Source organism: Paenibacillus phoenicis, assembly GCF_034718895.1.
GTDB classification, from domain to species: Bacteria; Bacillota; Bacilli; order Paenibacillales; family Paenibacillaceae; genus Fontibacillus; species Fontibacillus phoenicis.
Genome location: NZ_JAYERP010000001.1, coordinates 4,350,610 through 4,376,324, shown reverse-complemented (window position 1 = coordinate 4,376,324; position 25,715 = coordinate 4,350,610). Strand labels below are relative to the sequence as shown.

Below are 25,715 nucleotides of genomic sequence, written 5' to 3'. Positions count from 1 at the left end.
CCCTCGCAAGACCGGAACAAAATCCGGAACCTTACGGCCTGGAAGGCTCGTTTCGTTTGGCATTGTATAGTTACAGCTTCACCCGCTGCAAACGCAGCGCGTTCAGCACAACGGAGACAGAACTAAGCGCCATCGCAGCCCCGGCCAGCCACGGAGCCAGAAAGCCCGCAGCGGCTACAGGAATGCCGATCGTATTGTAGGCGAGCGCCCAGAACAAGTTCTGCTTGATATTGCCCATCGTGCGCTTGCTCATAGCGATCGCATCCGGCACGCCCTCCAGGTCGCCGCGCATCAGCGTGACGTCGGCGGCCTCCATGGCCACGTCGGTGCCCGTGCCGATGGCGATGCCTACGTCGGCCACGGCAAGTGCCGGAGCGTCGTTAATGCCGTCTCCAACCATCGCCGTCTTCAGGCCGCGGGCCTGGAGCTTTTTCACCTCGGCGGCTTTGCCTTCCGGGAGCACCTCGGCCAGCACCTCGTCGATCCCGACCTCGGCGGCGATCGCCTGGGCGGTGCGCACGTTGTCGCCGGTGATCATCACCACGTGAAGGCCCATCTCCTTCAGCCGCGCTACTGCGGCCTTGGACGTCTCCTTCACGGTGTCGCTCACGGCGACCATGCCGGCGTAGACGCCGTCGACCGCCACGAGCAGCACGGTTTGGCCGGCCGCTTCCAGCGCGGCCATGCCGGCCTCCGCGGCGGAGACGTCGACGCCTTCACGCGCCATCAGGCGGCGCGTGCCGGCGAGCACCCGGCGGTCCTCGACGACCGCCGTAATCCCATGCCCGGGCACCGCCTCAAAGGCGGTTGCCTCGGGCAGATCCAGGGCGCGCGCCCGCGCCCCGGCCACCAGAGCATCCGCCAGCGGATGCTCGGAGCCGCGCTCGGCGGCGCCGACGAGCCGGAGCAATGCCGCGTCGTCCCAGCCTTCGGCCGGGACGACTTCCCGCAGCTCCGGCTGCCCCCGCGTGATCGTGCCGGTCTTATCCAGCACGATCGCTTGCAGCCCTTGGGCGGCCTCGAGGTGCTCGCCGCCCTTAAACAGGATGCCGTACTCCGCGGCCCGTCCGGACCCGGCCATAATCGACGTTGGCGTCGCCAGCCCCAACGCGCAAGGGCATGCGATGACCAGCACGGCGATCGCCTTTTCCAGCGCCACGGCGAAGCTGCCCGGCGCCACGAAGAAAAACCACACCAAGAACGTAACTACAGCGATCCCAACCACAATCGGGACAAAAATCCCGGAAATCACATCCGCTACCCGCTGAATTGGCGCTTTCGAGCCTTGTGCTTCTTCTACAACGCGGATGATTTGCGCCAGCGCGGTTTCGCTGCCAACCTTGGCCGCTTGCACGCGCAGCACGCCATGTTTGTTGACGGTCGCGCCGATGACCGTGTCGCCTTCCTTCTTCTCCACCGGGATACTCTCCCCAGTTAACATCGATTCATCGACGGACGAGACGCCGCCGATGACTACCCCATCAACCGGGATCTTTTCGCCCGGTTTGACGATCAATACGTCCCCCGGGACAACCGCTTCGATCGGTACCACCGTTTCAACGCCGTCTTTGAGGATCAGCGCCGTTTTGGCCTGCAGCCCCATCAACGTTTTGATCGCTTGGGAGGAGCGGCCTTTGGCTAACGCCTCAAACCATTTGCCGAGCAGGATCAACGTAATCAGGATCGAGCTCGTTTCATAATACAGCTGGGGGGTATGCCCGTGAGGCATCGACAAAGACTCCAAGCTCAAATACAGACTGTAAAAATACGCCGCCGACGTACCGAGCGCGACCAATACGTCCATGTTAGCGCTGCGGCTGCGCAGCGCTTTGTACGCCCCGACGTAAAAGCCCCAGCCGATCATAAATTGCACCGGCGTCGCCAGCACGAGCTGGAACCACGGGTTCATAAACAGCTCCGGCGTCCAGATCCATGAGGTGAAGGAAAAATGCCCGGCCATCGCCCACAGCAGCGGGAACGCGAGCACTGCCGACACGATCAGCTTATTTCTTTGCTTCCGGATTTCCCGCGCGCGGATATCCCCGGACTCCTTCTCCGACGGCTTCAACACCGCACCGTAGCCCAACTGGCTTACCTTATCGATGATCTGCTCGATCGAGACCGTCCCCGGCTCATACCGCACTTGCGCCGTTTCAAGCGCCAGATTGACGTTGGCTTGTTTCACGCCGGGCAGCCGGTTTAACCCCTTCTCGATCCGTGCCGCACAGGCAGCGCAGGTCATCCCGGTAATTTGCAACGTCGTTTGGTCGTGATTCGCGCCGGCGGCAGGCAATGCTTTTTCCATGACAATCCTCCATCTCAAAACCCGCATATTTCATACCCCATAGGGGTATATCAAGGGCAAATAAAAATACTTCCACATCCCACTCCCCGTCCCTTAAGACGCACGGCTAATTCGCTCGCACGTCTTATAGGTCCGTGAAAAAGGCTTCGGATCAAACGACGTCGTATCCTTGATCCTCAATCGCTTCTTTGATTTGTTCAACCGTCACTTTCGTTTCATCGAAAGTCACTTCCACCTTCTTCGCGGCCAGATCCACTTTCCCTGTAGCGCCCAGCCCGGCGATGGCTCCTTCTACCGATTTGACACAATGATTGCAGGACATACCTTCAACGTTTAACGTAATATTTTGCATGAACAATTCCTCCCATGAGTTTAATAATGGCTTCATCTTGCAGCGTACCCCCAGGGGTTCCGCCGTTATTTCATCAGCTTGTTGACCGTGACTAGCAGCTCGTCGAGCACTTCGGTCTCACCTGCTTGAATTCGCTCGATCACGCAGCTCTTCATGTGTCCCTCCAGCAGCAGCCGGCCCACGCTGTTCAGCGCAGATTGCACGGCGGCGATCTGGTTCAGCACATCGTCACAGTAAGTATCTCTCTCGATCAGCCCTTTGATTCCGCGGATTTGCCCTTCAATCCGGTTCAATCGGCTGATCAGGTTGCTCTTCATCGCTTCAGAATGGTGGCTGCGCCGTACCGGCTTGCCATTCTCCGTTTCCGATACGCTATGATGCCCGCCATGCTCCTCGCAGTGTGCGGACGCCAAATGTTCCTGTCCCTCGACCTTCGCCATACATGACTCCTTTCCAAACCAACGTGGTTTGCTGTGGTACGCTCATTATAATATACCCCCATGGGGTATGTAAAGAGTCTCCGTTCAACTTTTTTTCCAACATAACGGACCTCAAAGACCTTATCTGTCATTTCCCGGCTCATTTCCCGCACTAACGGACCCTGTGGACCTTATTGACACGTAAGAGGGCCCACCCTTCGCAAAATCCGCAAAATAACGGCCGTGAAGTCCGCTAGCCCTCCGTCAACGCCAACCAACATCATTTAACGGCGCTACGGTCCGTTAGCGTTAACGACTCTTCTATCCTAGCTTCCCCCGCTAACGCCAAAAAACCCGCTGCCACATACGTGACAACGGGTTTCTTTTTCTGATATTCGACTGTGCTCTTATTGGTAACCCCAAATCATCGTCAGCAAGGTACCAAACACGGTCACTAGCCCGACGAACAGGGCGTATACGAGGTTAGCATACAATGCACCTTTACTGCGGTTCTCGCCGATGTGCATGAACATGAACAGCTGCACCGACATCTGTACGGCCGCGCAGACAAGCAGGATCGTCATGCCAACGGCAAACGACATATCCCAGAATACCACCGACAGCGCTACAGCAGAAAGGATCAGTGAGAACACATATCCCATGACGTGTTGAATCGGGAACAGTTTTTTCATGTCACATCAGTCCTTTCAAGTATACAAAGCTGAAGATGAAGATCCAGACCACGTCCAGGAAGTGCCAGTACAGCGAGAAAATAAACGATTTGTTCGCCGTATCATGGGTAAACCCTTCGCGTTTCACCTGAATCATCAGCCCGCTGCCCCACAGCAGCCCCAGCGTTACGTGGGCGCCGTGCGTCCCCAGCAGGACGAACAAGCTCGACAGGAACGCACTGGTTTGCATCGTTGCGCCTTCATGAACGTACGTAACGAATTCGGTAATCTCGATACCAAGGAACCCGAGGCCCAGCAGCAGCGTGATGGCGAAGAACGCCATAAACGGTTTTCTCAGCCCCAGACGCATACTGTGTACCGCCAAGCCGCAGGTAAAGCTGCTGGTCAACAGCAAGAACGTTTCGCCCAGCACCGGTCCGATTTCGAAGATTTCCGCTCCGTTCGGGCCGCTGCCGGTCCGGTTCCACAGCGTCAGATACACCGAGAACAGCGTGGCGAAGAGCACGATTTCCGCGCCCAGGAACAGCCAGAACCCAAGAACCCGGTTACTGTTCTCTTCCGTTTGATATTCCAAAGGCAAAGTATGATCTACCTTCATGCGTGTTCACCCCGCAATCCTGCATCCGTGTCCAACCGATTGGCCAAAGCCTGCTCGGTTTTGATGATTTCGCTGACCGGAATATGTCGGCCGTGGTCGCGTTCGAACGAACGTACCGCCAGCATGACGAGAATCCCCAGGCCGGCGATAATCGCCGGTACCCACCAGCTAAAGACCATAAAGAATCCGAAGAAAAAGAAAATCACACCCAGGATAAACGGTTGACCGCTGTTGTTCGGCATATGAATCTCTTCGATTTTATCCGTATACAGCGATTTACCCGTTTTCTTCGCTTTCCAGAACGGATCGAGCGAATCCACTTTAGGCACAACCGCAAAGTTGTACTCCGGCACCGGAGAATGCGTGCTCCATTCCAGCGTACGTGCGTTCCAAGGATCGCCGGTTTTGTCCCGCTCCGCATAACGGAAGCTCCAGTAAATGTTGTACACCAGCACGATAAACCCGATGGCGAGCCCCACCGCACCGATCGAAGCGATCAGGTTCAGCGGACCAAAGCCTGTGCTTTCCGAATAGGTATACATCCGCCGGGTCATCCCTTTCAAACCAAGGAAGAACAACGGCATGAAGGTCACGTTAAAGCTAATGGCAATAATCCAGAAGGCCAGCTTGCCTTGACGCTCGTTGAGCCGGAAACCGAACAATTTCGGGAACCAGTAATAGAACCCTGCGATCACCGCGAATACGGTACCTGGAATCAGCACATAGTGGAAATGCGCCACCAGGAACATCGTATTATGGTATTGATAGTCGGCGCTCGCCATCGCCAGCATGACCCCGGTCACCCCACCGATCGTAAAGATCGGAATAAAGGCGAGGGAATACAGCATTGGCGTTGTAAATTCGATGCGCCCTTTTTGCAGCGTAAACAGCCAGTTGAAGATTTTAACCCCGGTTGGAACGGCGATCGCCATCGTCGTAATCGAGAAGATCCCGTTGACCATGACGCCGTGACCCATCGTATAGAAGTGGTGCGCCCATACGATAAAAGATAGCAGCGAAATAACGATCATACTCCATACCATGGATTTATAGCCGTACAAGTTTTTGCGTGAGAACGTCGAAATGACTTCACTGTAAATCCCGAAGGCCGGCAAAATAACGATATAAACCTCCGGATGGCCCCATACCCAGAACAGGTTGGCCCAGAGCATATCCATCCCGCCGTTGGCCATCGTAAAGAACTGCGTACCAAACAGGCGGTCGAACATCATCAGTGCCAGCGCCACGGTTAATACCGGGAACGCAAACAAAATAATGATGTTCGTAATGAGGATCGACCAGGTAAACATCGGCATTTTCATCAACGTCATACCTGGTGCGCGCATTTTCAGGATCGTTACCAGGAAGTTCACTGCGGTCATCAGTGTCCCAATCCCTGCAATTTGAATCGCAATCGAGTAATAGTTGTTACCTACGCTCGGGCTGAACTCAACGCTGGCCAGCGGGAAATACGCCGTCCAACCGGCATCCGGGGAACCCCCGATGACGAAAGAGATATTAAACAACATCGCCCCAGCGAAAAACAGCCAGAAGCTGACGGCATTCAAACGCGGGAATGCTACGTCACGCGCGCCGATTTGCAGCGGGATTACGACGTTCATCAACCCGACAACAAACGGCATCGCCATAAACAGGATCATAATGACCCCGTGTGTCGTAAAAATTTCGTTATAGTGCTGCGCATCCAGCAGTCCGTTCTCCGGTACCGCCAGCTGCGCCCGCATGAGCAGCGCATCCACGCCGCCGCGGAAGAGCATCAGCAGTGCGGAGATGATATACATGATGCCTATCCGCTTGTGGTCGACGGTCGTTAACCATTCGCGCCACAGCCAGCCCCATTTCTTAAAATAGGTTAAACCGATGACTATCGCCAGCGATACAACAACGATGCTGACCATCGCGCCATAGATCATCGGCTCACCCGTGACGAAAAATTCGTCCCATTTCATGTTCAGGTACTCCCTTCCCGTTGATTAGTTATGCGCTTCGTGTCCGCTAGATTCTTCCGTCATGTCCATGTCGGAGTGGTCCATCGTCGAGTGGTCCATCTCCTCGCTTCCGTTCTCGCCGCCATGATTATGGCCGGCGTTCTCCCCTTCCGGTGCAGGACGGAAGTCCAGATGGGTCGAGCTGTACGTTTGGCGGCCAACATGCGCGGTCTCCAGCAACTTGTCGAACTCCGACTCGGTCAGCTCAGGAGCGGTGTCCTTCACTTCTTTGACCCATTTGTCATATTCCGAAGGCGCCATGGCCAGCGCTTCAAATTCCATGTGTGCGAAGCCCTCACCGGAGAAGTTGGAGTTCTTGCCCATATACGAGCCTTCATGCTCGGCAACGATGTTCAGCGTATTCACCATATCGCTCATCGCGTATTTCTGTCCCGCCAGCTGCGGAATCCAGAAGCTCGTAATCGGTCCGTACGAATACAACCGGAACTCCACTGGACGGTTCGTTGGGAAGTTCACATAGTTAACGGTCTCGATCCCTTCCTCCGGATAGCTAAAATGCCATTTCCAGTTGGAGGAAGCGGCGTAAATCACGAGCGGCTTTTGATCCTCATAGCCTTTCGGCACTTTTTCTACAGCCGACGTACTGCGGACGGTCACAACCGACAGCACCGCTACGATAATGATCGGAATCGTAATCCAAGTGATTTCCAGCCATTTGCTGCCTTCCACATGCGGCGGTTCGTAGTCCGGCGCTGCTTTGGAAGCACGATATTTCGTTAACATATAGATGTACAGCGTGTAAACGACCAGCAAAATAAAGGCCATCGTTACAATCGAAAAAATGATGACTTGTGATTGGGTCTTGGCCACCGGACCTTTCGGGTCTAACACCGTCAACTGATTACACCCGGTCAGGAGGACAAGAAGGGCTGAAAATAAAGCTAACAGCAACCCTTTCCTTTTCATAGGATACCGATACCCCTTTCTTCATTGTGAACACCATCCCCCAAGGCTTCGGGAATGGCTTCGTTCGATCAGCTACTTTTATGTTAGGAAAGGGGGGATTGAATAACAATTCATATAGAATGTTAATTATGTAAAATTATTACATTATATAGTGTGACTTTTATCCTTTACATCGCATGAAAAGTTGATTTAAGACGATTTTCGGCCATTATCCGGAAAAATCGGCGATTTTGATAATTGTTCACAATGCGGTCTCAGCCTACCAGAGTTCGCAGAATTGTCATAGATAATCCGTATTTTGTGATTCGGTTCACAATATTTCGTGTTACGTTTTGCTTCACACCCCCACATCTCCCCTTGATATCAAGGGAGAATGTGACGTTTTCGTGACATTTTTGATTGAGACCAAACAAACAAAGAGGCTGCCCCTAAGCAAAACTTCCCTTGCCTTCAGGACAACCTCTTACCTCAATATTTATGCTATTTATCGCATAGATAGACGAACCAAATGAAGCCGCGCCCGCTGTATGCGGAATCTTCTGCCTACAACAGCTCTTTACGCAGTTGCTCCGGCGATTTCGGCGACAACAGGCCGAACGGAATATCGAAGACTGTTTTCGCCCCCGACTCTCCAGCTTGCGATAGCTTGTACGCTGCGCGGGCGTATGCAACCAGCACGCTAGCCGTAAATTCTGGATTGCTGTCCAGCTTCAGGCTGAACTCGATCAGCTGCGTGCTGTTTGCGCCGGTCCGGCCGCTGCGTAGCACCATACCGCCGTGCGGCATCGCGGAGTGGTTCGCCTTCAATTCTTCCTCACTAATGAAGTGAACAATTGTGTCGTAATCCGCAAAATAGTTTGGCATCGACTTGATCTCCTGCTCAATCTTCGCCAGATCCGCCCCTTCCTCCGCAACGACGAAGCATTCGCGTAGGTGTTTTTCGCGAGTGGACAATTCTGGATTTTCGCCTTGGCGCACACGCTCAACCGCCGCCTCAACCGGAATCGTATACTGAACGCCGTTCTTCACGCCCGCCACGCGGCGAATCGCATCGGAGTGCCCTTGGCTGACGCCTTTGCCCCAGAACGTGTAGTCTTTTCCTTCCGGCAGCACCGATTCGGCCAGAAGCCGGTTCAGCGAGAACAAGCCAGGATCCCATCCGGTCGAAATGACGCTGACCGTTCCTGCTTTCTCCGCTGCTTCGTTGACTTTCGCAAAGTATTCCGGAATTCTCGCATGCGTATCAAAGCTATCGACAGTATTAAACATCGCCGCCAATTGCGGCCCTTGCTCCGGCAGATCTGTAGCCGACCCGCCGCACAAGATCATTACGTCGATTTCACCTTTATATTTTTCAATTTCGGAAATATGAACCACGCCGCTAGCGGCTGCCACCTCGTCCGGTTGTCTGCGCGAAAAAATCGCTTTCAGTTGAAAATCGGGATTCTGTTTCAGCGCCATTTCCACGCCCCGTCCCAAATTTCCGTAACCTACGATACCGACATTAATTGTTGCCACTTAATATCCCCCTTCATTATGGTCAAACTCGTCATAACCCATAGACTAACCCCCATTGTAATTGACCCTAATCATTTTTTAAATAGTTTACATGCAAGGTTAGTGTTTTTGTTTAAACATTCTGCATATTTGTGCAAATCTTTTTACGTTTTATGCAAATCTTGGCTAGCCGAGCTTCACAAATCAGACACAATTAGACAGAGATTAGGGCGCGATATGGCCCATTCTAGTCATACTCAGGCGTAATTAATCCATGTAAAATGGTAATCATTGTGAGGAAGCTCATAGACTATCTGAATTGAGGATGAATTCGATTGAAAATATTTCTTCGTAAATGGACATGTTTCGCGGTTGCCGCTTGCATCATCCTTCTCGTACTAGCGCCAACTTCTGCTTTTGCCCACGCGTATGTCGTTTCTTCCAATCCGGCGGCAAACGAGACATTAGATACGTCCCCTGAGATGATCGTCATCGAGTTTAATGAACCTATTGAGGCAGGCTTCCATAAACTCGAGGTCATCGGTCCAAACGGAGATGACGTAACGGATGGAGAAGCGGAAATCGATCCCCAGAAGCCGTCCCGGCTGACCGTCTCCTTGCAGCCGAATTTGCCGGAGGGGCTGTATACGGCAAAATGGAACGTGGTTTCCGGCGATGGACACGCCATCTCCGGAACGATTCCGTTTCAGATCGGGCGCGGCGATCAGGGCATGGAGAGCGGGCCCCCGGTCCATCCAACGACGGATAGTGGCAGCTCGTTCCCGGGCTGGAGCCTGCTGATTGTCCGCTGGTTATTTTATGGCGGAATGGCGGGCTATCTTGGGGCGGTCGTCTTTCATGCGTGGCTTCTTCCCCGTCTGGACAATGCCTGGCCCGAACGTTTGAAGCGGCGCAGCCGAGTCATGTGGCTGAGCGGGCTGATCGCTTCCTCCGCCGGCATTCTGCTTAGTTTGCCGCAACAAACCGCTGACGATGCAGGCGGGGGATGGAGAGAAGCGTTTGATCCGGCGCTTTGGCGGCAAACGCTGGTGTATACAACCTTCGGGGAGGTCTGGAAGGTTCAGCTCTTGTTGCTGGGAGGCTTGCTCTTGTGGACGCTGTACCTGCTGCACGCCAGCAGAAGCACCCGGCCGCCTCAGCTTCCGTTGCTTGGAGCCATGCTGTTTGGCTTGGGGCTGCTGCTCTCCAAGGCATTCATCGGACATGCTGCCACGGCAGACCTGCGAGGACCTGCCATAACGGCGGACTTCCTGCACTTGGCCTCATCGTTGATCTGGTTGGGCGGTGTTGGCGCTTTAGCGTTTTTGCTTCCGGCAGCAACTCAGCCATCCGCTAAAAAAGAAGAGGCCCGGCATTCTGCACCGTCGCAACTTCCCCTGTCTTGGCAGACGGTTCGGCGTTTTTCCATACTCGCCTTCATTATGGTAGCCATCCTGTTACTCTCTGGCGAGTATGGGAGCTTGCTGCACGTGCCAACGCTGTACTCGCTTACGCATACGACGTATGGTCTTGTACTGTTGGCCAAAATTGCCCTGACCCTGATCTGCCTGCTGCTCGGAGGTTGGTCCTTCCTGCGCGGAAGACAGGCAAGAAAGCCGCTGAGCACCGCCGGCGTATGGACCGAATTGGGGACTGGACTGGCTGTCCTTCTATTAGCTGCTGTCCTGGCGAACTTGCCCACGGCTGCTGCATTCCCCGGTCCCGCTGCTCTGACCCATCAACTGGATGACGGGACAAAGGTCACGATCCGCGTAACTCCAAACGTCGCAGGCACCAACACCTTTCAGGTGAACGTGCTGGGTCCGGATGGACAACCCCGCAACGATGTGGACCAAGTGACGCTGGAGTTGACGTCAAAGGAGATGGATATGGGCACAATAGAAATCCTCTTCCCCGGCGGCTCCCCTCCCGAGGTGAGCGAATTGATTACGATGGGCGGCCGTTGGAACGTACACGTCCATATTTTGACGAGTTCACTGGACAGTTACGATTACGATACAGAGCTGGTAATAGGAAATCCGTAGAGAGGTTATCAAACTACGATCAAAGGAGATTTAGCCATGTTGAATCCAATATTTAATTTGAAAAAAACGTTTTGGCGTTACGCAGCCGGTTCCGCTATTGTGTGGGTCCTGACTTTCGCTTTCTTCACCGCCACGGCCGGAGCACACGTAACGGTTAAGCCAAGCCAATCCGCCCCGGGAGCCTGGGAAACCTACAGCCTGAAAGTACCTGTTGAAAAAGACGTCAACACGGTGAAAGTCGCGCTAAAGATCCCAGAAGGCGTCGCCTTCAAACAGTACCGTCCCTTACCGGACTGGAGCGTAGAACTGACGATCGCGGAAGATGGAACGGTCACGGCCGTCACCTGGACGGCCGAAGGCGCTGGCATCGGCCCCGGCGAGTTCCAGCAGTTTGAATTCGTCGCGCAAAATCCCGGCGAACCCGCGGAACTGGCCTGGGACGCCTTCCAATATTACAGCGACGGCAGCGTCGTGGAATGGACCGGCGCGGAAGGTACCGATCGGCCCCATTCGCTGACGGTGGTGAGCGCCGCGGAAGGTGCCGCGGATAGTGCCGGTTCCCACGGCGGAGCGGATGCCGGGGCAGGCACCACGGAGGACGCCGGGCATGATCACGGCAGCGCCAATGAAGGTGCTGCAGCCAATACTACGGAATCGAACGGTTCAGACACCGAAGCCTCCTCCGCGCCCCTGTCCAACGACAGTGGCAGTGGTTCCTCGGCCGGCACGACGGCCCTTGTACTTTCGGCTTGCGCGCTGCTCGTATCGCTGGTCGCTTTAGGGCTGGCTTTACGCGCCAGACGCAAGCACGCTTGACACAAAAAAACAGCGGGTCTCCCAAACGCTTCGCCGCGCTGGGACCCCCGCTGTTTTTTACATCACAGAGATATCAATTTATTTCATGCCGATGGGCGCCTGATCGAACGGCTCCTTACCTGAGCGCTGCTGCTCCCGGGGGATACCGAACAGGCAGCACAGCGCCAGCAGCATCCCCACGGATGCGCTGATGAACAGCGCCGGATAACCAAACACGTCGATCACCCAGCCGAGCAGCGGAGGCGACGTAATCGCGGCCAGGGACGAAACGAAATAATAGATCCCCGTACGCGTCCCGATGCTCTCCTCCCGCCCGGTGGAGACAACCCACGGGTAAGAGTTGATGTTGATGCACGCCCAGAAAATGCCCCCGACAATAAGCAGCAGCCGCAGCCACAGGACGGAATCAACGAAAATCATGACGCCGAAGACAACAAACAATCCGGCAACTCCGGTGGAGATGATCGCTTTTTTCCCATAACGAGCTCCCAGCCAACCGCTTGGCAAAGCAAATAACAGGAACGCAAGCGAGAAGAACGTCAACGAAAAAGAAGCTTCAGCATCGCTCATCCCAATCTGCTTGGTACCATACAACGTGAACAATGCCTCAACGCCTTGATAGGCCACAAACCAGAAGAAGATGGCCCCCAAAATCAGTACCGTCGTCTTGTCAAGCTGGTCCTTGATGCGAATCTGCGGTTTCGGGTTCTCTCCGGCCGCGTTGTTCCCGGCGAACCCCGTCACGAACGCTGCCGCTGGTTCACGGATAACCGTCTTCAGTACGAACAAACAAATTAACATAACAACTCCGGCAAACAGAAACGGCATATACGAGCCGATCCCGTAGAGCTGAGAGCCGATGCCAAAGGCCAGCACTGAGCCGATGCCGCCCATGAAGTTGATAATGCCGTTTGCTTTGGTCCGCTGCGGCTCCGGCGTAATGTCAGGCATAAGTGCAACCGTCGGCGCGCGGAACAAGCTCATCGACAAATTCATTAACACCATGAACAAAACAAGCGTCACAAACCCGGTATGCCAAGGGATCAAAGCCGCAAACACAGCACCTAACGGCATGCCGATCAGCAGATAAGGCATCCGCCGTCCGTATCGGGTATTCGTCTTATCACTGCGGTGTCCAATCCATGGCTGCAATACAATGGCGAAATAATTATCGATCGTCATCATAAACCCGATCATCGCGGCGCTCTTCAAATAGTCGTCCAAAAACAGCGGAACAAACGCATTGTACAGCGCCCAGGTCAAGCTAATGCTAAAAAAACCGAGACCCAGCAGCCATGTTTTTCTCATCCGTTCACGCTCCTTATTTGGCCAGCAGTTCTGCCAAGCGGTCCGGGTAATCGGTAATGATACCGGCCACGCCTGCCGCGATCAGCGCCTGCATCAGCTTCGAATCGTTTACCGTAAACGGATGATAAACCACTCCGTTTGCCTTAGCTTCCGCCACCAGCTCCGGCGTCAGCGCATATTGGTAAGCGTGGAGCGCCTCCGCGCCCACCCGCTTCGCATAACCCCACGGTTCATACAAGCCTTCCATGTACAAAATGCCGGTACGGATGTCTGGAGCCAGTTTTTTGCATTCGACCAGAGAATAGTGATTAAAGCTGGAAATGATGATCCGTTCGCTTAAGCCAAAGCGGCGTACCGTATCCAGTACCTTTTGCTCGATGCCGGGGTACAAGACGACGCCGGTTTTCAGCTCGAGGTTGACGATCGTGTCCGTGTTCCGAACTAGGTCCAGCAGCTCCTCCAGCGTCGGAATGCGTTCGCCCGCAAAATCCTCGTGGAACCAGGAGCCCGCCTCCCGTTGCTTGATTTCGGCCAAAGTCAAATCCTTCACCCACTCCGGCGTTCCTGCCGTCCGCTGCAACGTCTCGTCATGGATCAAGACCAGCTCCCCGTCGCGCGTCATCTGCACGTCCGTTTCGATACCGGTCGCCCCGAGCTCCAGCGCTTTGGCAAAAGCCAGCATCGTGTTCTCCGGGTAATACCCCGCAGCTCCGCGATGCGCAAAATTAATAATATCGCTCAAAAGGATCATCCTCCCAGGCATTTATTTAAAATTAATATTAAACATTCCCCTACTATAATCCTGCATTGTTAGGCCTGTATAAAAAAGCACCCCATAGCGAGATCGATAAAGGGATCCTCTCGCTGCGCCTCTTTGCACGATTATCCCCTTTGCTCAGAATTGGGGGATCTAGGAAGAGAGTCTTCTAGCTACCTCTTTGCACCATTATCCCTTTTAATCAGAATGGGGATCGAGAAAAGGGATCCTCTTACTGCACCTCATTGCACGAATATCCCTTTTGTTCAGAATGCGGGATCTCTTCTAGTCTCTTTGCACGATTATCCCCTTTGCTCAGAATTGGGAAATCCATGAACGGGATTGAAATGAGGTGGCCCGTGGAGCTGATCATTCCGATTTTTACGAAGATAAGATGGTTATCTGGGATTTTTTTCTTGATTAACGAACATATGTTTGATATAATGACAAAAAAAGAGAACGTACGTGCGTATTTAGTGAACTAGAGGAATTTGAATTGGAGGGATCGGACTTGGAATTAGGTATGAATCCGGAGCTTCAATCTATCAGCAGCCGTTTTCAAAGTGAGGCCGACTGCATCGAGGCGATCATCGCTATGAAGTGGCCAAACGGCTTCGTCTGCCCGCGCTGCGCTTTTACCGAATGTACCCGCGTGTCCTCCCGTCGCCTTCCTTTGTTTGAATGTGGAAGATGCAGCTATCAAGCCTCGCCTTTGGTTGGCACCATATTTGAAAGAACTCATCTGCCCCTGGTAAAGTGGTTTCAAGCCTTGGAGCTGTTCCTGCTTCCCGACGGCATCTCGGCGCTCCGTTTGAGTCAGGTAATCCAAGTTACCTACAAGACCGCTTGGCTCATGCTGCACAAAATCCGCCATAGCCTCAGCGAATGTGATGCCCGAAATCTGCTTTCTGGAGAGGTAAAGGTGAACCGCGATCAGTATGGAACGGATCCCAACCGTTTTCATCCAGTTTCTCAACCTTATGCCACCGCAGTCGTCGCCGGTTGCACGGTAACTGAGTCTGGTGAACCCGGGCGAGTGAAGATCCAACTGGTATCACATAAAAGAGGAAGCGAGCAATGGGCTACCCGGTGCGATCTCGTCGCGTTCATCAACAAACATGTAGACGTCCATACCTCAACCAAGCGGTGGTTCCCTTTCGTTTATCGGATGTATCTGCCCTTACGGAGAGTCGTGAGACAAGCAAGGGACTCGATCAGACGCACGTATGTCGCCTTGGGGTTAACACATTTGCAGGCGTATTTGAATGAGTACACCGTCCGCCGTCACCTGCGCATGTCCTGTTCCGAGGAAGAGATGCGCCAGAACCTGCTACAGATGTGCTTGTCCATTCCTGCGATCCCTTACCGACAGTTAATCGCACGCCACCAGAACGCACGCCATCGGAAGCCGTTCCTTGCAACAGCGGCGTAAATTGAAACGCTCGGGGCATTAAACTTGTCTTTATAATCTGGATCTGGACTTGAACTTCTTGTCCTCTTCAATCTGAATTTCACTTTCAATTCTGGACGATCTATTACTTCCTTTAACTTTTGTAACTTGCCTTCTTGCCTCAGCTTCAATCTGCCATATTGGTCATACTCCTAGGTCGTATTCCTAGGGCTATCTTAGGTTTTTTACGATTAAGTAAGGACTTAGCTCTCGACTGCTTCAAAGCAGGCTATTCTCCTCAGACAAAGCGCTTTTTCGTAACAACGATTTCTCTTTCTCTACTGCCTGATTCAACGGGATAATCATGAAAAAGAGGGCGGCTGCATAGGTTCCTACCTATCTTCGACAAAGGGAGCATAAGAAAAACGTGCCGCTGCAAATGCAACCGCACGTCGGTCTTCCATCTGTCTATGAAAGTAAAGATTAGGAACGATTCACCGCCAACGGCTCGGCTTTTCGCAGCTCGGCGTTTAGCGCCGCAGCCTCGCGGATCGCCCGGGCGTCCTTGAAGATCTCGCCCGGTCTGCTGGCTTTGCCGATCACATAACCGGCAAACGGTAACCCCACGAAATCAAACGTGTACTGCAGCTGTTGAATGAGCGGCAGCGCTTTGATCCGCGGATTATCGCCGCCGACCACGACGGCATAGGCTGTTTTGGCCGCCATCCGCTCTTTAAAGTTGAAACGGACATCGCGCAAGCTTTGCGACCAGCGATCGATGAAGTTCTTCATCAAGCCGGATGGCCCGTACCAATATACCGGCGTGGCGAAGATCAAAATATCATGCTCCAGCACCTGCAGGATCAGCTCGTCGTAATCATCGTCCACGGGATCGAAGCCGCCTTCGTCGTGCCGTTGATCGTGGATCGGTTTGATTTCTTTCTCCCGCAGGATGATATTCGTATAGGGTAACCCCTCTAAAACCAGCCGCGTCAGTTCCTCCGTGTTCCCTCCATTCCTTGCACTTCCCTGAATGACAGCAATGCGCATTCCCTGCACTCCCCTCCGAATTCTCAAGCGAAACTTCCCGAAGTTGCGCCTGCTTTACGCCTATTTATTGTTATGCGACAGGCATCTGAAATATATGCAATCTTCATAAGTTTATGGCGTTTTTTCGGGAAACGTGCAGGGGGTTGTCTAATGATACGTAGGTAGAACGACACCGGGACCTGCCAAAGCTTCAGCAGAAGCTGACTTTGGCCCTGATCCGGGACTAGAAACCGCGCTATCCCGATTCAATCGCCAAACCTCGTTCCCGCCGAGGTTTACCGGATAAGCTCGGCCCCCAAATTCCAGCAGACCCTCCACCGTCCGAACGCTCATCCCGATGAGCGCTTTAGGCTCACCGCGTCGATCGGTGACGAGACGGGTCCCGTAGGGAAACCGGCAGTACGGCTCCCCGTCCCGGTATACGGTGCTGCCTTCACGCGTATTGACCAGCTCGAATACCGTGCCGTCCACTTTCCGGGCATACGCGGTTTCCTCGGCCGGTACTTCCCCGTGATCCATCGGATAAGGCAGCAGCCCGGTGAACCACAGCTCTTCCTCCGGCGTCGGCAGGATGCCGCACAACCGCTCCACATAGTCGAGCAGACACAAAATCGCAGGGGAGTAGGTCTCGGTGAAGCCTTCCTCTCCCGTCCAAGGGCTGAGGCACTGGGCGAAACGCTCCATGCGGGCCATCGCCGACAGAATCGGCTGCAGTACCCAGGTTAGCTCCACATGCCGCCCGTGGTACTCAAACGCATGCGGAGCACGGATTAAGCTAAGGAAGTTTGTCGTCCCCGCCCAGGTGTTGTAGGCCGACGACGGATCAAACCGCGGGTCGTCCATGGCAATCGAAGTGAAGGGATACTTGGCAAAAAACTTCCGCGTATTCAGCAAATATCGTCGCAGCGACGAAGCGAAAAATTCCCCGTCCCCCACCTCGCAAGCCAATACGCGCAGCAGCACGTCAGACTGGATGCGGACGAACTGTCCGCTCGCGTCGACGTCGTAGAAGAACCCGTCTTCCGCATCATAGCAATGCTTCATCAGGCTGGACAGGCTCGCCTCCGCTTTAGCTGCCCACTCCGGTCCTGCTGCCGCCCTCAGCTCCGCGGCGATGGCCGCCAAATAACGCCGTTGACAGTAGACGTTAGCCGTCAGATCCGGCGCCAAAAACGGCAGCACCGGCGAGTCCGGATCGTACCGGCGCGGGTCGCCCAGATGCGACGTATCCGGCACATGCCAGAAGCGCGGAGATAGATCATGCCCCGTATCGAACGTGCAAAACGCCTCCACGCAGCCCGTCCCCCGCGTATCACGGAACGCGGCCAGCCAGGCGTCGTGCCGCTCCATGGCGCGGTACATCTTGTCCAGGAACTCCCGGTCCGCCCGGCCGTTCAGGCGGTAGTGGTTCCATACCGAGCGGGCCAGCGGCGTGACCATCTGGATTTGCCGGTATGCCGGTCCCGAGCCGGTCACCTTGTAGGGCATGAGGCCATCGGAGCGTTGGTAATCGGCAAACAAGGTGAAGGTCGCCTGCGCCACCGATGGCACAAAGCGGCTGAGCAGCTCGGCATTGATCGTGCCGGTGCTCTCCAGCCAAGTGCCGAGGTACACGCCGCCTTCATGCAGCACCGGCACGCCGCTCACCGACGGCACGATGCAATCGAGCAGCTTGCGCACGCCGGCGTAATAGACCCGCTCCAGCGGGCTCCCTTCGTTCGCCGCGAATTTGACGCCCGAAGCGGCAAACTCCTCCAGCACGGCTTGATCCGTGCTCTTACGCAAACCTTCTCCGCTTACAGCTGACGCAACCTCCATCTTGCGCAACCGCTCCAACACGCCCATCTCTCCCATTTCCCCCATCTGTCCCACCTCACCTATCTCTGCACTTCTTTCGGATGCGCGTATAATCGCCCGTCCTGCTCCGTCACCGGGATGAAGATCGGACGTTCATTGGGGCTGTCGTTTGGCGTATGAATCGCCAGTCGCAGCTCGCCCGCGAACGTGCGGAACACCATCCCGTGGCCGCCATCCCGTTTATACAACGGCTCTGTGTCCTGCACCCACGGGCCGGTAATGTCTCCACCAGCTTGACGAGCGCAGCCGATCGTGTAGCCGCCGTCGCTAAAGCTGGACCAGAGCAGCAGCAGCTCGCCGTTATCAGCGCGGTACAGGAAGGGGCCGTCCGTGACGTAATTGGCCCCGCCGCGAATCCCTTCGGCCCATGGTGCCTCCGAAGCCCGGAACAATAGCACAGGCTCAGACACCGCCCGGTCCAGCTCGCGGCTTAGACGCACCGCGCAAATCTCCCCATCCTGCACCTGTACCCATTCATGGCAGAACACCATCCAGGGCTCGCCCTGCGGGTCGACGTAAAATGTCCCGTCCAAGCACTCCCAATCGCGCGGCGTCAACGGCCCGTCCCCAAGCGGCTGGAACGGGCCCAGCGGGCTGTCCGCCACCAGCGTTTGCGTGCCCCGGCATCGGCCGTCTGCCTTGAAGGTGGCGAACATGTAGTAGCGCCCCTGCCACTCATGCACCTCCGGCGCCCAGTAGTTGAAGTCCGACCAGAAATCCGGCTCCGGGCGGAACGCCGGGTAAGGACCTTCCCATGCCGCCAAATCCGTGCTCACGCAAACGTCAAACCCGCGCGGTTTGCCCTTCCAGCACGTCTCTCCGATCGTGCCGTACATATAATATTTGCCTTCCGCCGGCATCGGCAGGAGGAACGGATCCCGAATATGGATGTCCGATAACGCCAAGGTCATAACCAATCCCTCCTAGAAGTCGTGTACAGTTCACCGTCCTGTCAGCTTACTTCAGCCCCGTCGTCGAGATTCCTTCGACGATATAACGCTGGAAGATCAGGAAGATCACGATGACCGGCGCAACCGCCACCGTCGACATCGCCATCAACGAGCCCCAGTTCGACGTGCTGGTGGAGTCAATTAACGAGCGCAAACCGATCATTACCGTAAACAGCTTAGGACTGTTCAGGTAAATCATTTGCCCAAAGAAGTCGTCCCACGTCCAGTAGAACGTAAAGATCGACGTTGTAATCACCGCCGGTACGCACAGCGGCATAATGATCCGCAAGTATATCTGCCAAGGTCCACAGCCGTCGATCCGGGCGCTTTCGTCCAATTCCATCGGTAACCCGCGAATAAACTGCACCATCAGCAGCACGAAAAACGCATCCAATGCAAAAAACTTCGGCACAACGAGCGGAAGAAACGTATTCACCCATCCAAACGTGTGGAACAGAATATATTGCGGAATGAGCGTCACTTGAAACGGCAGCATCAGCGTCATCAGCATCATGCTGAACCAGAATTTCTGACCCGCAAAATTCAAACGCGCAAAGGCAAAGGCCGCCAGCGAGCAGGAGATTACGTTGCCAATCACCGCCAGCGCCGCAATAATAAAGGAATTGATCAGGAAATGCCCAAATGAATACCCCTGAATCCCCCGCCAGCCGTTAACGTAATTGGAGAACGTGAAGGAATCCGGCCACAATCCCATGTCCGAGAAGATTTCCGCGTTTGGCTTGAACGAGCTGCTGATCATCCACAACACCGGATAAATCATGATCGTCCCGATCACGATCACCACCACGTGTCTCCACAGTTTGCTTAAGCTTAGCCTCAACACCATCTCTCTCAGCCCCTTTCGTCCTTGCCGTCGCCGTAATAAACCCAATACTTGGAGGAAGCGAACACGATCGCCGTAAAAATACCGATAATCACCAGCATCACCCAAGCCATAGCCGAGGCGTAACCCATATTAAAGTAAGAGAACCCCTTCAAATACAGGTACAGCGAGTAGAACATCGTCGAGTCGATCGGCCCGCCATGACCGTCCCCGATAATGTACCCGGAGGTAAACACCTGGAACGAGCTGATCATGTTCATCACCAGGTTAAACAGGATAACCGGCGACAACAGCGGCAGCGTGATCCGCAGAAACTGACGCGTCCGGCTGATGCCGTCCACCGCCGCAGCCTCGTAGATTTCCCCCGGGATCTGCTTCAGTCCCGCCAGGAAAATCACCATCGACGAGCCAAATTGCCAAACCGACAGCGCGACGATGGAATAAATAATGTAGCTCGGATTGGCCACCCAATCGGGGGCATCAATATGAAAAATCCCGAGGAACCGGTTAAACAACCCGTCACCGGAGAAGATTTTTTTCCAAACCACCGCAATCGCCACGCTCCCCCCTAACAACGAAGGGATGTAATAGACGGTCCGATATAGGCCAAGCAGCCGTAACCCTTTATTCAAAATAATCGCGACCGCCAGTGCGAACACCAACCGCAGAGGAACGGAGAGGAACACGTATTGAAATGTCAGCTTCAACGAATGGGTAAACGTGGCATCTCCCGTAAACATCTCCGTAAAATTCTGAAGCCCAATCCAAGCGGGCGCTTTCAACATGTTATAGTTCGTAAAGGACAAATACAGCGAAGCCAGAATCGGCCCAATCGCCATGCAAAAAAATCCAATCAACCAGGGCAGCAGAAACAAATAACCCGTCAAGTTCCGTTTCAGGGATCGACGTCGTTTTGGCTTTACCATCGTTTGGGTTGCCACACCTGTCACCGAATCCATAAGTAAACACCTCCGTAACCATCATTCCTTGGGTTCAGAAAAAGGGGAACCCAACGGATCCCCTCTTTCGTGTGACAGGCCGGTTAATTTGTCGTTGCACTTAAGTTTGCCTGTAAGATTTTTTGTCCCTGTGCATAAAAATCTTCTGCTGCCTTCGCGATGTCCATCCGTCCGAATGCCACGTTCTGGCTGGCTTTCAGCAGCTCTTGCTTAAACTCGTTGGAGCCCGGAACGTTGTACAACAGGTCGACATCATCCACCGCCACGATATCCAGGTAATCGTATACCACTTTATCCGTTTCGGAAGCCTCCGCCTTCAGTACGGCCCGCATCTCCGAGGAGACTGGCACGCCGCGGTTGTTGCCAAGGATTTTGGCTGCGTCCGGATCGTTCACCCAGAAGTCCATCAGCATCGCTACTTCCTTCGGATGCTTGGTATTGGCATAACCCACGATGTTCTGGCTCGATTGAACGGAGATCATGCTGCCGTTTGGTCCCATCGGAACCGGGATGAGCGTCAGCTTATCCTGGGACATTTTTTGGAAATCAGCAAACTGGTTCGTCGGAATAAACTGCATCGCCACTTGGCCTTTCGTCACCAGGGACATGCTTGTATCGTCCGGATCGGCCGAAATTTGCAGCTCCGGCGTAACGATGCTGCCGGCTTTGCGCATGCCTTCCCAGAGCGTGAACCACTCGGCGACGTCCGCCGCCTCGAAGCCCAGCTTCTTCTCCGGCTCATTGTAGATCATCTTGTCCCGCTGAGTCAGGTATACCCCAAACTGGTCCATCTCGCCGGAATAATCGTAAGAGCCGTAAATGTCTTTACCGGTAGCCGCAATCTGTTCATTGATCTTGATAAAATCGTCCCAAGTCCATTCCTTCGTCGGCAAAGGAAGACCGGCTTTCTCAAACAGCGCCGTATTCGCGAGAATCGCTGTCGAGTTCGCCCCAATCGAGATCCCCCGCAGCTTACCATCAAACGTATTCACGTTGATGAGCTGCGGCGAAATTTTGCTGGTATCGACTTCATTGCCGACGTACGGAGTGATATCCAGCAGTACATCCCGTGTGGCATATTCCAAGATATTGCTCCCTAACGTAAACAGGTCCGGGGCCGTCCCCGATGCCAGCTGCGTATTCAGCTTATCGAAATATCCATCAAAAGGAGAAAACTCGGGGATCACCTTGATGTTCGGGTGTTTCTCCTCGAACTTCTTCAGCATGGCCGTGGTAATGTCAGCCCGGGTTTGGTCCCCCCACCACATGACGCGAAGCTCAACTTGCTCCTCGCTGGCGGCGCCTCCTGCCTCCGACGGCTGGTTCGTATTCCCCGTAGTTACACTCCCGGCATTGTTGTTACCGGAGCCGCACGCCGAGACCAAGATGGCCGTAACAAGAAACAAACTGGCCAACAACATCGCCTTCGTCTTCTTCATCTCTTCCTTCCCCCTTCATGAGAATGGTCTTGCTGATTAAATGGTAGCGCATACAAAAAAGGAGAAGAATCCAATTTCTTTGGGCGTTGGACTTTTACTTTTTTTAGATGTTCTTATCCTTCTGCCGGTACTCGGACGGACTGATGCCAAATACCTTCTTGAATTTCGTGCTGAAGTAGCTGGCATTGGAGAAGCCCGTCAGCTCCGCGATATCGCTTAAGGACAGCGGGGTTTCGTCAAGCAGCTGCACCGCTTTGTTCATGCGTACATCGGTCAGGTATTGGAGAAAGGATTTGCCGGTTTTTGTTTTAAACAGATCGGACAAATAGGACAGGTTATAGTGGTACTGCTCGGCGATTTGCGACAGGTTCAGATCGTTCATGTAATTCAGCTCGATCATTTCCTTCATCGCTTCCACGATGGAGGGCTCCTCCCTCGTGCTGTCCCCCTTCTTCAGCGAAAACAGCGGCTCCGCCAGCCCATACAGGAACCCGCAGGCTTTGGATACGGTGCCGAGCCCCCATACTCGCTCCGGATCCAACCAGATCTCGTCCTTCTCCCGCAGCGCAAGCCCCATGGCATCCGCTGCCGCTTCGATGGCCAAGCAGCATTGGAAAATCAGCTTGATAAACTGCGGGTGCGAGAACGCCAGCGCGGCGGCGAGCTCCTCCTCCACCAGCTTCTCAAACGCTGCCTTGCGGCCGTCGGCCAAATGCCGCTGCAGCAGCTTCAGCTTGTCCTGGGCCGCCAGCTGTGCCGGATCCGCCGGGCCCCGCGTAGGCTCCGCTCCGGCTTGCTGCGTGTGCCGGCTCATATACCAGGCCAGCACGGAGGAAAGGTACCCCTCCCGCCATGCCTCCAGACCTTGCACGGGTTCGCCGGCCATCACCAGCGCCTTCTGTTTCAAATAGCTGCGGACAATATCAGCCACTTGGCTGGAGAAGCTTTGCACAGCGGCCGTGTCGCCCGGCACGATGGCAAACAGCAAGTCAGGATGCTTCGCTTCCCGAAAGACCGGGATACCGGGAGCAGAACCGGTTGTACCCGCCAGCTCGCGGCAAAGCAGCTCAAACGGCAGACGCAGGCCGGATTCCTCCGGCGCTTCTTCCGGTGCCGGCGGTAACCCGATCGCCACAAAACGCACCGGTTGCTCCGCCAGTTCATTTAAGTCAAACAACCGAACCCGTTCCGGCCACAGGTGGCTGTTGCCTGGATAAGCTCGGATCACGCTCTGAATAAATTGCTCCTTCATTTCCTCCAAGTAGCGGGACAGCTTCCATTCCGCCAGCTTCCGCTCCGACTGCGCCGAGCGCTCCTGGTCCAGCTCAGAAGCGACCCTGCCCAAGGCTCCGGCCAGTTCGCTCCGCGTCACCGGCTTGAGCAGCAGGTCGCTGGCGCGATTTTTGATCGCCGCATGGGCATACTGAAAATCGTCATATCCCGTCAGCACGATCAGACGAATATCCGGATATTGCCGGGAACAGCTTTCGAGCAGCTCCACCCCGTCCATGATCGGCATGCGCATATCGGTAATGATAATGTCGCAGTCCCCGGTCTGAAGCCACTCCAGCGCCTCCTGACCATTCCCCGCTTCCCCGGCGATCTGGAGGCCCAGCTGCTGCCAATCGATTTTTAGCCTTAGTCCTTGACGAATCTCCCGTTCATCATCAACCAGCAGCACGTTATACATCCGCATTTCCCTCCCCTATCGGCAAACTCAGTGTGATCGTCGTCCCTTCCCCGGACGCCGATTGAATCGAAAACGCAAAGCCAGCTCCATAATAAAGCGCACACCGAGCCAAAATATTCCGCAAGCCGATCTGTCTCCCGCCGGTGCTTAATACCTGCTCCAGTTGGGAATGCTGGTACTCCTCGTTCAGCTGCCGCACCAAGTCCGGCTCCATGCCAACTCCGTTGTCGGCCACCTGCAAGAGCAGCCGTTGATCCTCCTCCCAAATCCGGATGCGCACAACGGCAACGTCGTTTTTGACCTGACTGTATTTCACGGCATTTTCCACAAGCGGCTGCAAAATAAACTTCACGATATACACCGGACGGTCCGGCACCGCGTTCTCCAGCGTCAAATCCAGCTGTTCCGCAAACCGATGGTGCAGAATCGCAGCGAAAGATTCGGTATACGTCACTTCGTCACGCAACGGGATCAGATCGCTTTTGGCATTCAGCGAGAAGCGCAGCATTTTGCCTAGCGATTCGATAACGTCAACTGCATCATCCGTTCGCCTCTGGATCACCAGACTGCTGAGTAACTCCAACGTGTTAAACAAAAAATGCGGATTAATCTGCATCAGCAGCGCCCGATATTCCGCCTGTTGCCGGCGCAGCTTCAATTCAAACTCGCTTTTCAAATGGGCGCGCAGCCGTACAATCATGTTACGGAACGTGGCCGTCACGAACCCGACCTCATGGTTCACCTGCTGCCGCTCAGGAATACGCTGCTCCGCCTGGGCGAACTCCCCGCGCTGGACAAGCCGCATCGCTGCCACCAAGCCGCCCAGCGGTTTGGTAATGCTGTAGGAAATCCAGACGGCCGCAAGGACAGCGAACACCAACAGTGTCCCGGTCGCCACCAAAATCCCTGATTTCAGATTGATCAGGTTGGCCAGCAGTTCATTTTCCGAGACCGCCCCAACGAGCATCCAATCGTTAAATTGCAGTTTTTTATAGACGTAGATCATGTCCTCGCCCTGAGGTTTGGCATAAAATACGCCTTCCCGCGGCCCCCGCTCCCGGATCTCCCCCAGCTTGTTCAGGACCGGTTCGCTGAAATCTGATAACGGCTGGCCTAACAGCGGTTCACCTTCGCCGCTAAGCAAAAAAATCGTACCATGGGTTCCGAGATGCACCTGGCTGAGCGGGTCCTTGAAGTATTCAGCGCGAACGTTCACCTTCATGATGGCGGTAGCTTGGGAAACGCTGAACGTCCCGATCGGGATCAGGAAGCTGATGACCTCATGCTCCTTCAAACGCACCGGTTCAAACGGATCCACCGCCGCCGGGGCCCAATGCTGCTCAGACTCGTAAAAATTTCGATACCAGTCCGTCTCCAAAAACGACGGGTCCTGCAAGATCTGGTTGTCCAGACCGACATACAGCCCGTCTTTGCGATAAATCGAGGCGGTGGCGATGATGGAATAGTTGTTCACCGTCCGCGTCAAAAATTTGCTGAGCTGGATATTTTTCAGCATCTTCTGCCCTTCGGACTGCGTGGGATCGGAGACGAATTCGCTCCAGTCGTTCGTGATGTCACTGTTATAGATCACTGAGGAGAAATCGTAGATTTGGCCAATCGTGGAGTTGATGAGTGCGGTGTAGGCCGTCATTTTTTCCAATGCCGCCGTTTCGCTGTCAGAGCGCAAGATCGCGCTGGACTTGTTATAGCTGATCAGGAACATGACGCAGAAGGAAATGACCAATAAGACGACAAATACGGCAATCAGCCGATTGCGTAGCGAAAAAAACATCGGCGCCCCTCCCTTATGC

The 25,715-nt window shown here is 54.6% G+C and carries 21 protein-coding genes; 3 read left to right on the top strand and 18 right to left on the bottom strand.

Annotated elements, in window-relative coordinates:
- Nucleotides 1-70 precede the first annotated feature (70 nt).
- The 8 genes from U9M73_RS20440 to U9M73_RS20405 all read right to left on the bottom strand — a co-directional run bounded on the left by U9M73_RS20440 (nt 71) and on the right by U9M73_RS20405 (nt 8,820).
- Nucleotides 71-2,305: a heavy metal translocating P-type ATPase gene (locus U9M73_RS20440; protein ID WP_260071791.1), complete on the bottom strand. Its 2,235-nt coding sequence runs from the start codon at nt 2,303-2,305 to the stop codon at nt 71-73.
- 151 nt (nt 2,306-2,456) lie between these two features.
- Nucleotides 2,457-2,657: a copper chaperone CopZ gene (gene copZ / locus U9M73_RS20435; protein ID WP_036644441.1), complete on the bottom strand. Its 201-nt coding sequence runs from the start codon at nt 2,655-2,657 to the stop codon at nt 2,457-2,459.
- A 65-nt stretch (nt 2,658-2,722) separates the two neighbouring features.
- The gene (locus U9M73_RS20430) at nt 2,723-3,097 is read right to left on the bottom strand and encodes a metal-sensitive transcriptional regulator (RefSeq protein WP_009223975.1); all 375 of its coding nucleotides are present in this window, start codon (nt 3,095-3,097) and stop codon (nt 2,723-2,725) included.
- A 386-nt stretch (nt 3,098-3,483) separates the two neighbouring features.
- Entirely contained in the window at nt 3,484-3,768 is a 285-nt protein-coding gene (gene qoxD, locus U9M73_RS20425; RefSeq protein ID WP_009223974.1) for a cytochrome aa3 quinol oxidase subunit IV, read from the bottom strand.
- 1 nt (nt 3,769) lies between these two features.
- A complete protein-coding gene (qoxC, locus tag U9M73_RS20420) occupies nt 3,770-4,366 on the bottom strand; it encodes a cytochrome aa3 quinol oxidase subunit III (protein ID WP_009223973.1) in 597 nt (198 codons plus the stop codon).
- Entirely contained in the window at nt 4,363-6,336 is a 1,974-nt protein-coding gene (qoxB, locus tag U9M73_RS20415) for a cytochrome aa3 quinol oxidase subunit I (RefSeq protein ID WP_009223972.1), read from the bottom strand. Before qoxB ends, qoxC begins: the two co-directional genes overlap by 4 nt.
- Nucleotides 6,337-6,360: 24 nt before the next feature.
- Nucleotides 6,361-7,302: a cytochrome aa3 quinol oxidase subunit II gene (gene qoxA, locus U9M73_RS20410; RefSeq protein WP_323078889.1), complete on the bottom strand. Its 942-nt coding sequence runs from the start codon at nt 7,300-7,302 to the stop codon at nt 6,361-6,363.
- A 543-nt stretch (nt 7,303-7,845) separates the two neighbouring features.
- Nucleotides 7,846-8,820, bottom strand: a complete 975-nt coding sequence (locus U9M73_RS20405; protein ID WP_009223970.1) for a diaminopimelate dehydrogenase — start codon at nt 8,818-8,820, stop codon at nt 7,846-7,848.
- 314 nt (nt 8,821-9,134) lie between these two features.
- Here U9M73_RS20405 and U9M73_RS20400 point away from each other — a divergent pair, with 314 nt between their 5' ends.
- Entirely contained in the window at nt 9,135-10,844 is a 1,710-nt protein-coding gene (locus U9M73_RS20400; RefSeq protein ID WP_323078888.1) for a copper resistance CopC/CopD family protein, read from the top strand.
- 36 nt (nt 10,845-10,880) lie between these two features.
- Complete coding sequence (locus U9M73_RS20395; RefSeq protein ID WP_323078886.1) at nt 10,881-11,660, top strand: YcnI family copper-binding membrane protein; 780 nt, start codon at nt 10,881-10,883, stop codon at nt 11,658-11,660.
- 78 nt (nt 11,661-11,738) lie between these two features.
- On the opposite strand, the gene U9M73_RS20390 is transcribed toward U9M73_RS20395, so the two are convergent.
- Both U9M73_RS20390 and U9M73_RS20385 read right to left on the bottom strand, forming a co-directional pair.
- Nucleotides 11,739-12,968 carry an SLC45 family MFS transporter gene (locus U9M73_RS20390; RefSeq protein ID WP_323078885.1) on the bottom strand — a complete coding sequence of 410 codons (1,230 nt, stop codon included), beginning with the start codon at nt 12,966-12,968 and terminating at the stop codon, nt 11,739-11,741.
- Between the two features lie 13 nt (nt 12,969-12,981).
- On the bottom strand, nt 12,982-13,710 hold the full coding sequence (locus U9M73_RS20385) for a glycerophosphodiester phosphodiesterase (RefSeq protein WP_036644434.1): 729 nt from the start codon (nt 13,708-13,710) through the stop codon (nt 12,982-12,984).
- Nucleotides 13,711-14,236: 526 nt separating this feature from the next.
- Between U9M73_RS20385 and U9M73_RS20380 the strand changes: the two genes are divergently transcribed.
- Nucleotides 14,237-15,157 (top strand): transposase, encoded by a 921-nt coding sequence (locus U9M73_RS20380; RefSeq protein ID WP_009223965.1) that lies wholly within the window; start codon nt 14,237-14,239, stop codon nt 15,155-15,157.
- 441 nt (nt 15,158-15,598) lie between these two features.
- Here the strand turns inward: U9M73_RS20380 and U9M73_RS20375 are convergent, their stop codons facing one another.
- The 8 genes from U9M73_RS20375 to U9M73_RS20340 all read right to left on the bottom strand — a co-directional run bounded on the left by U9M73_RS20375 (nt 15,599) and on the right by U9M73_RS20340 (nt 25,696).
- Nucleotides 15,599-16,165, bottom strand: a complete 567-nt coding sequence (locus U9M73_RS20375) for a flavodoxin family protein (RefSeq protein ID WP_009223964.1) — start codon at nt 16,163-16,165, stop codon at nt 15,599-15,601.
- Between the two features lie 147 nt (nt 16,166-16,312).
- On the bottom strand, nt 16,313-18,028 hold the full coding sequence (locus U9M73_RS20370) for an MGH1-like glycoside hydrolase domain-containing protein (RefSeq protein ID WP_407673962.1): 1,716 nt from the start codon (nt 18,026-18,028) through the stop codon (nt 16,313-16,315).
- Between the two features lie 14 nt (nt 18,029-18,042).
- On the bottom strand, nt 18,043-18,933 hold the full coding sequence (locus U9M73_RS20365) for a glycoside hydrolase family 43 protein (RefSeq protein ID WP_009223962.1): 891 nt from the start codon (nt 18,931-18,933) through the stop codon (nt 18,043-18,045).
- Nucleotides 18,934-18,979: 46 nt separating this feature from the next.
- On the bottom strand, nt 18,980-19,819 hold the full coding sequence (locus tag U9M73_RS20360) for a carbohydrate ABC transporter permease (RefSeq protein WP_036644429.1): 840 nt from the start codon (nt 19,817-19,819) through the stop codon (nt 18,980-18,982).
- 5 nt (nt 19,820-19,824) lie between these two features.
- Nucleotides 19,825-20,775, bottom strand: coding sequence for a carbohydrate ABC transporter permease (locus U9M73_RS20355; protein ID WP_009223960.1), 951 nt, complete (start codon nt 20,773-20,775; stop codon nt 19,825-19,827).
- A gap of 83 nt (nt 20,776-20,858) precedes the next feature.
- Entirely contained in the window at nt 20,859-22,214 is a 1,356-nt protein-coding gene (locus U9M73_RS20350; RefSeq protein ID WP_009223959.1) for an ABC transporter substrate-binding protein, read from the bottom strand.
- Nucleotides 22,215-22,317: 103 nt separating this feature from the next.
- On the bottom strand, nt 22,318-23,904 hold the full coding sequence (locus tag U9M73_RS20345; RefSeq protein WP_323078883.1) for a response regulator transcription factor: 1,587 nt from the start codon (nt 23,902-23,904) through the stop codon (nt 22,318-22,320).
- A complete protein-coding gene (locus U9M73_RS20340) occupies nt 23,897-25,696 on the bottom strand; it encodes a cache domain-containing sensor histidine kinase (RefSeq protein WP_323078882.1) in 1,800 nt (599 codons plus the stop codon). The genes U9M73_RS20345 and U9M73_RS20340 overlap by 8 nt, the downstream gene beginning before the upstream one ends.
- Nucleotides 25,697-25,715 lie beyond the last annotated feature (19 nt).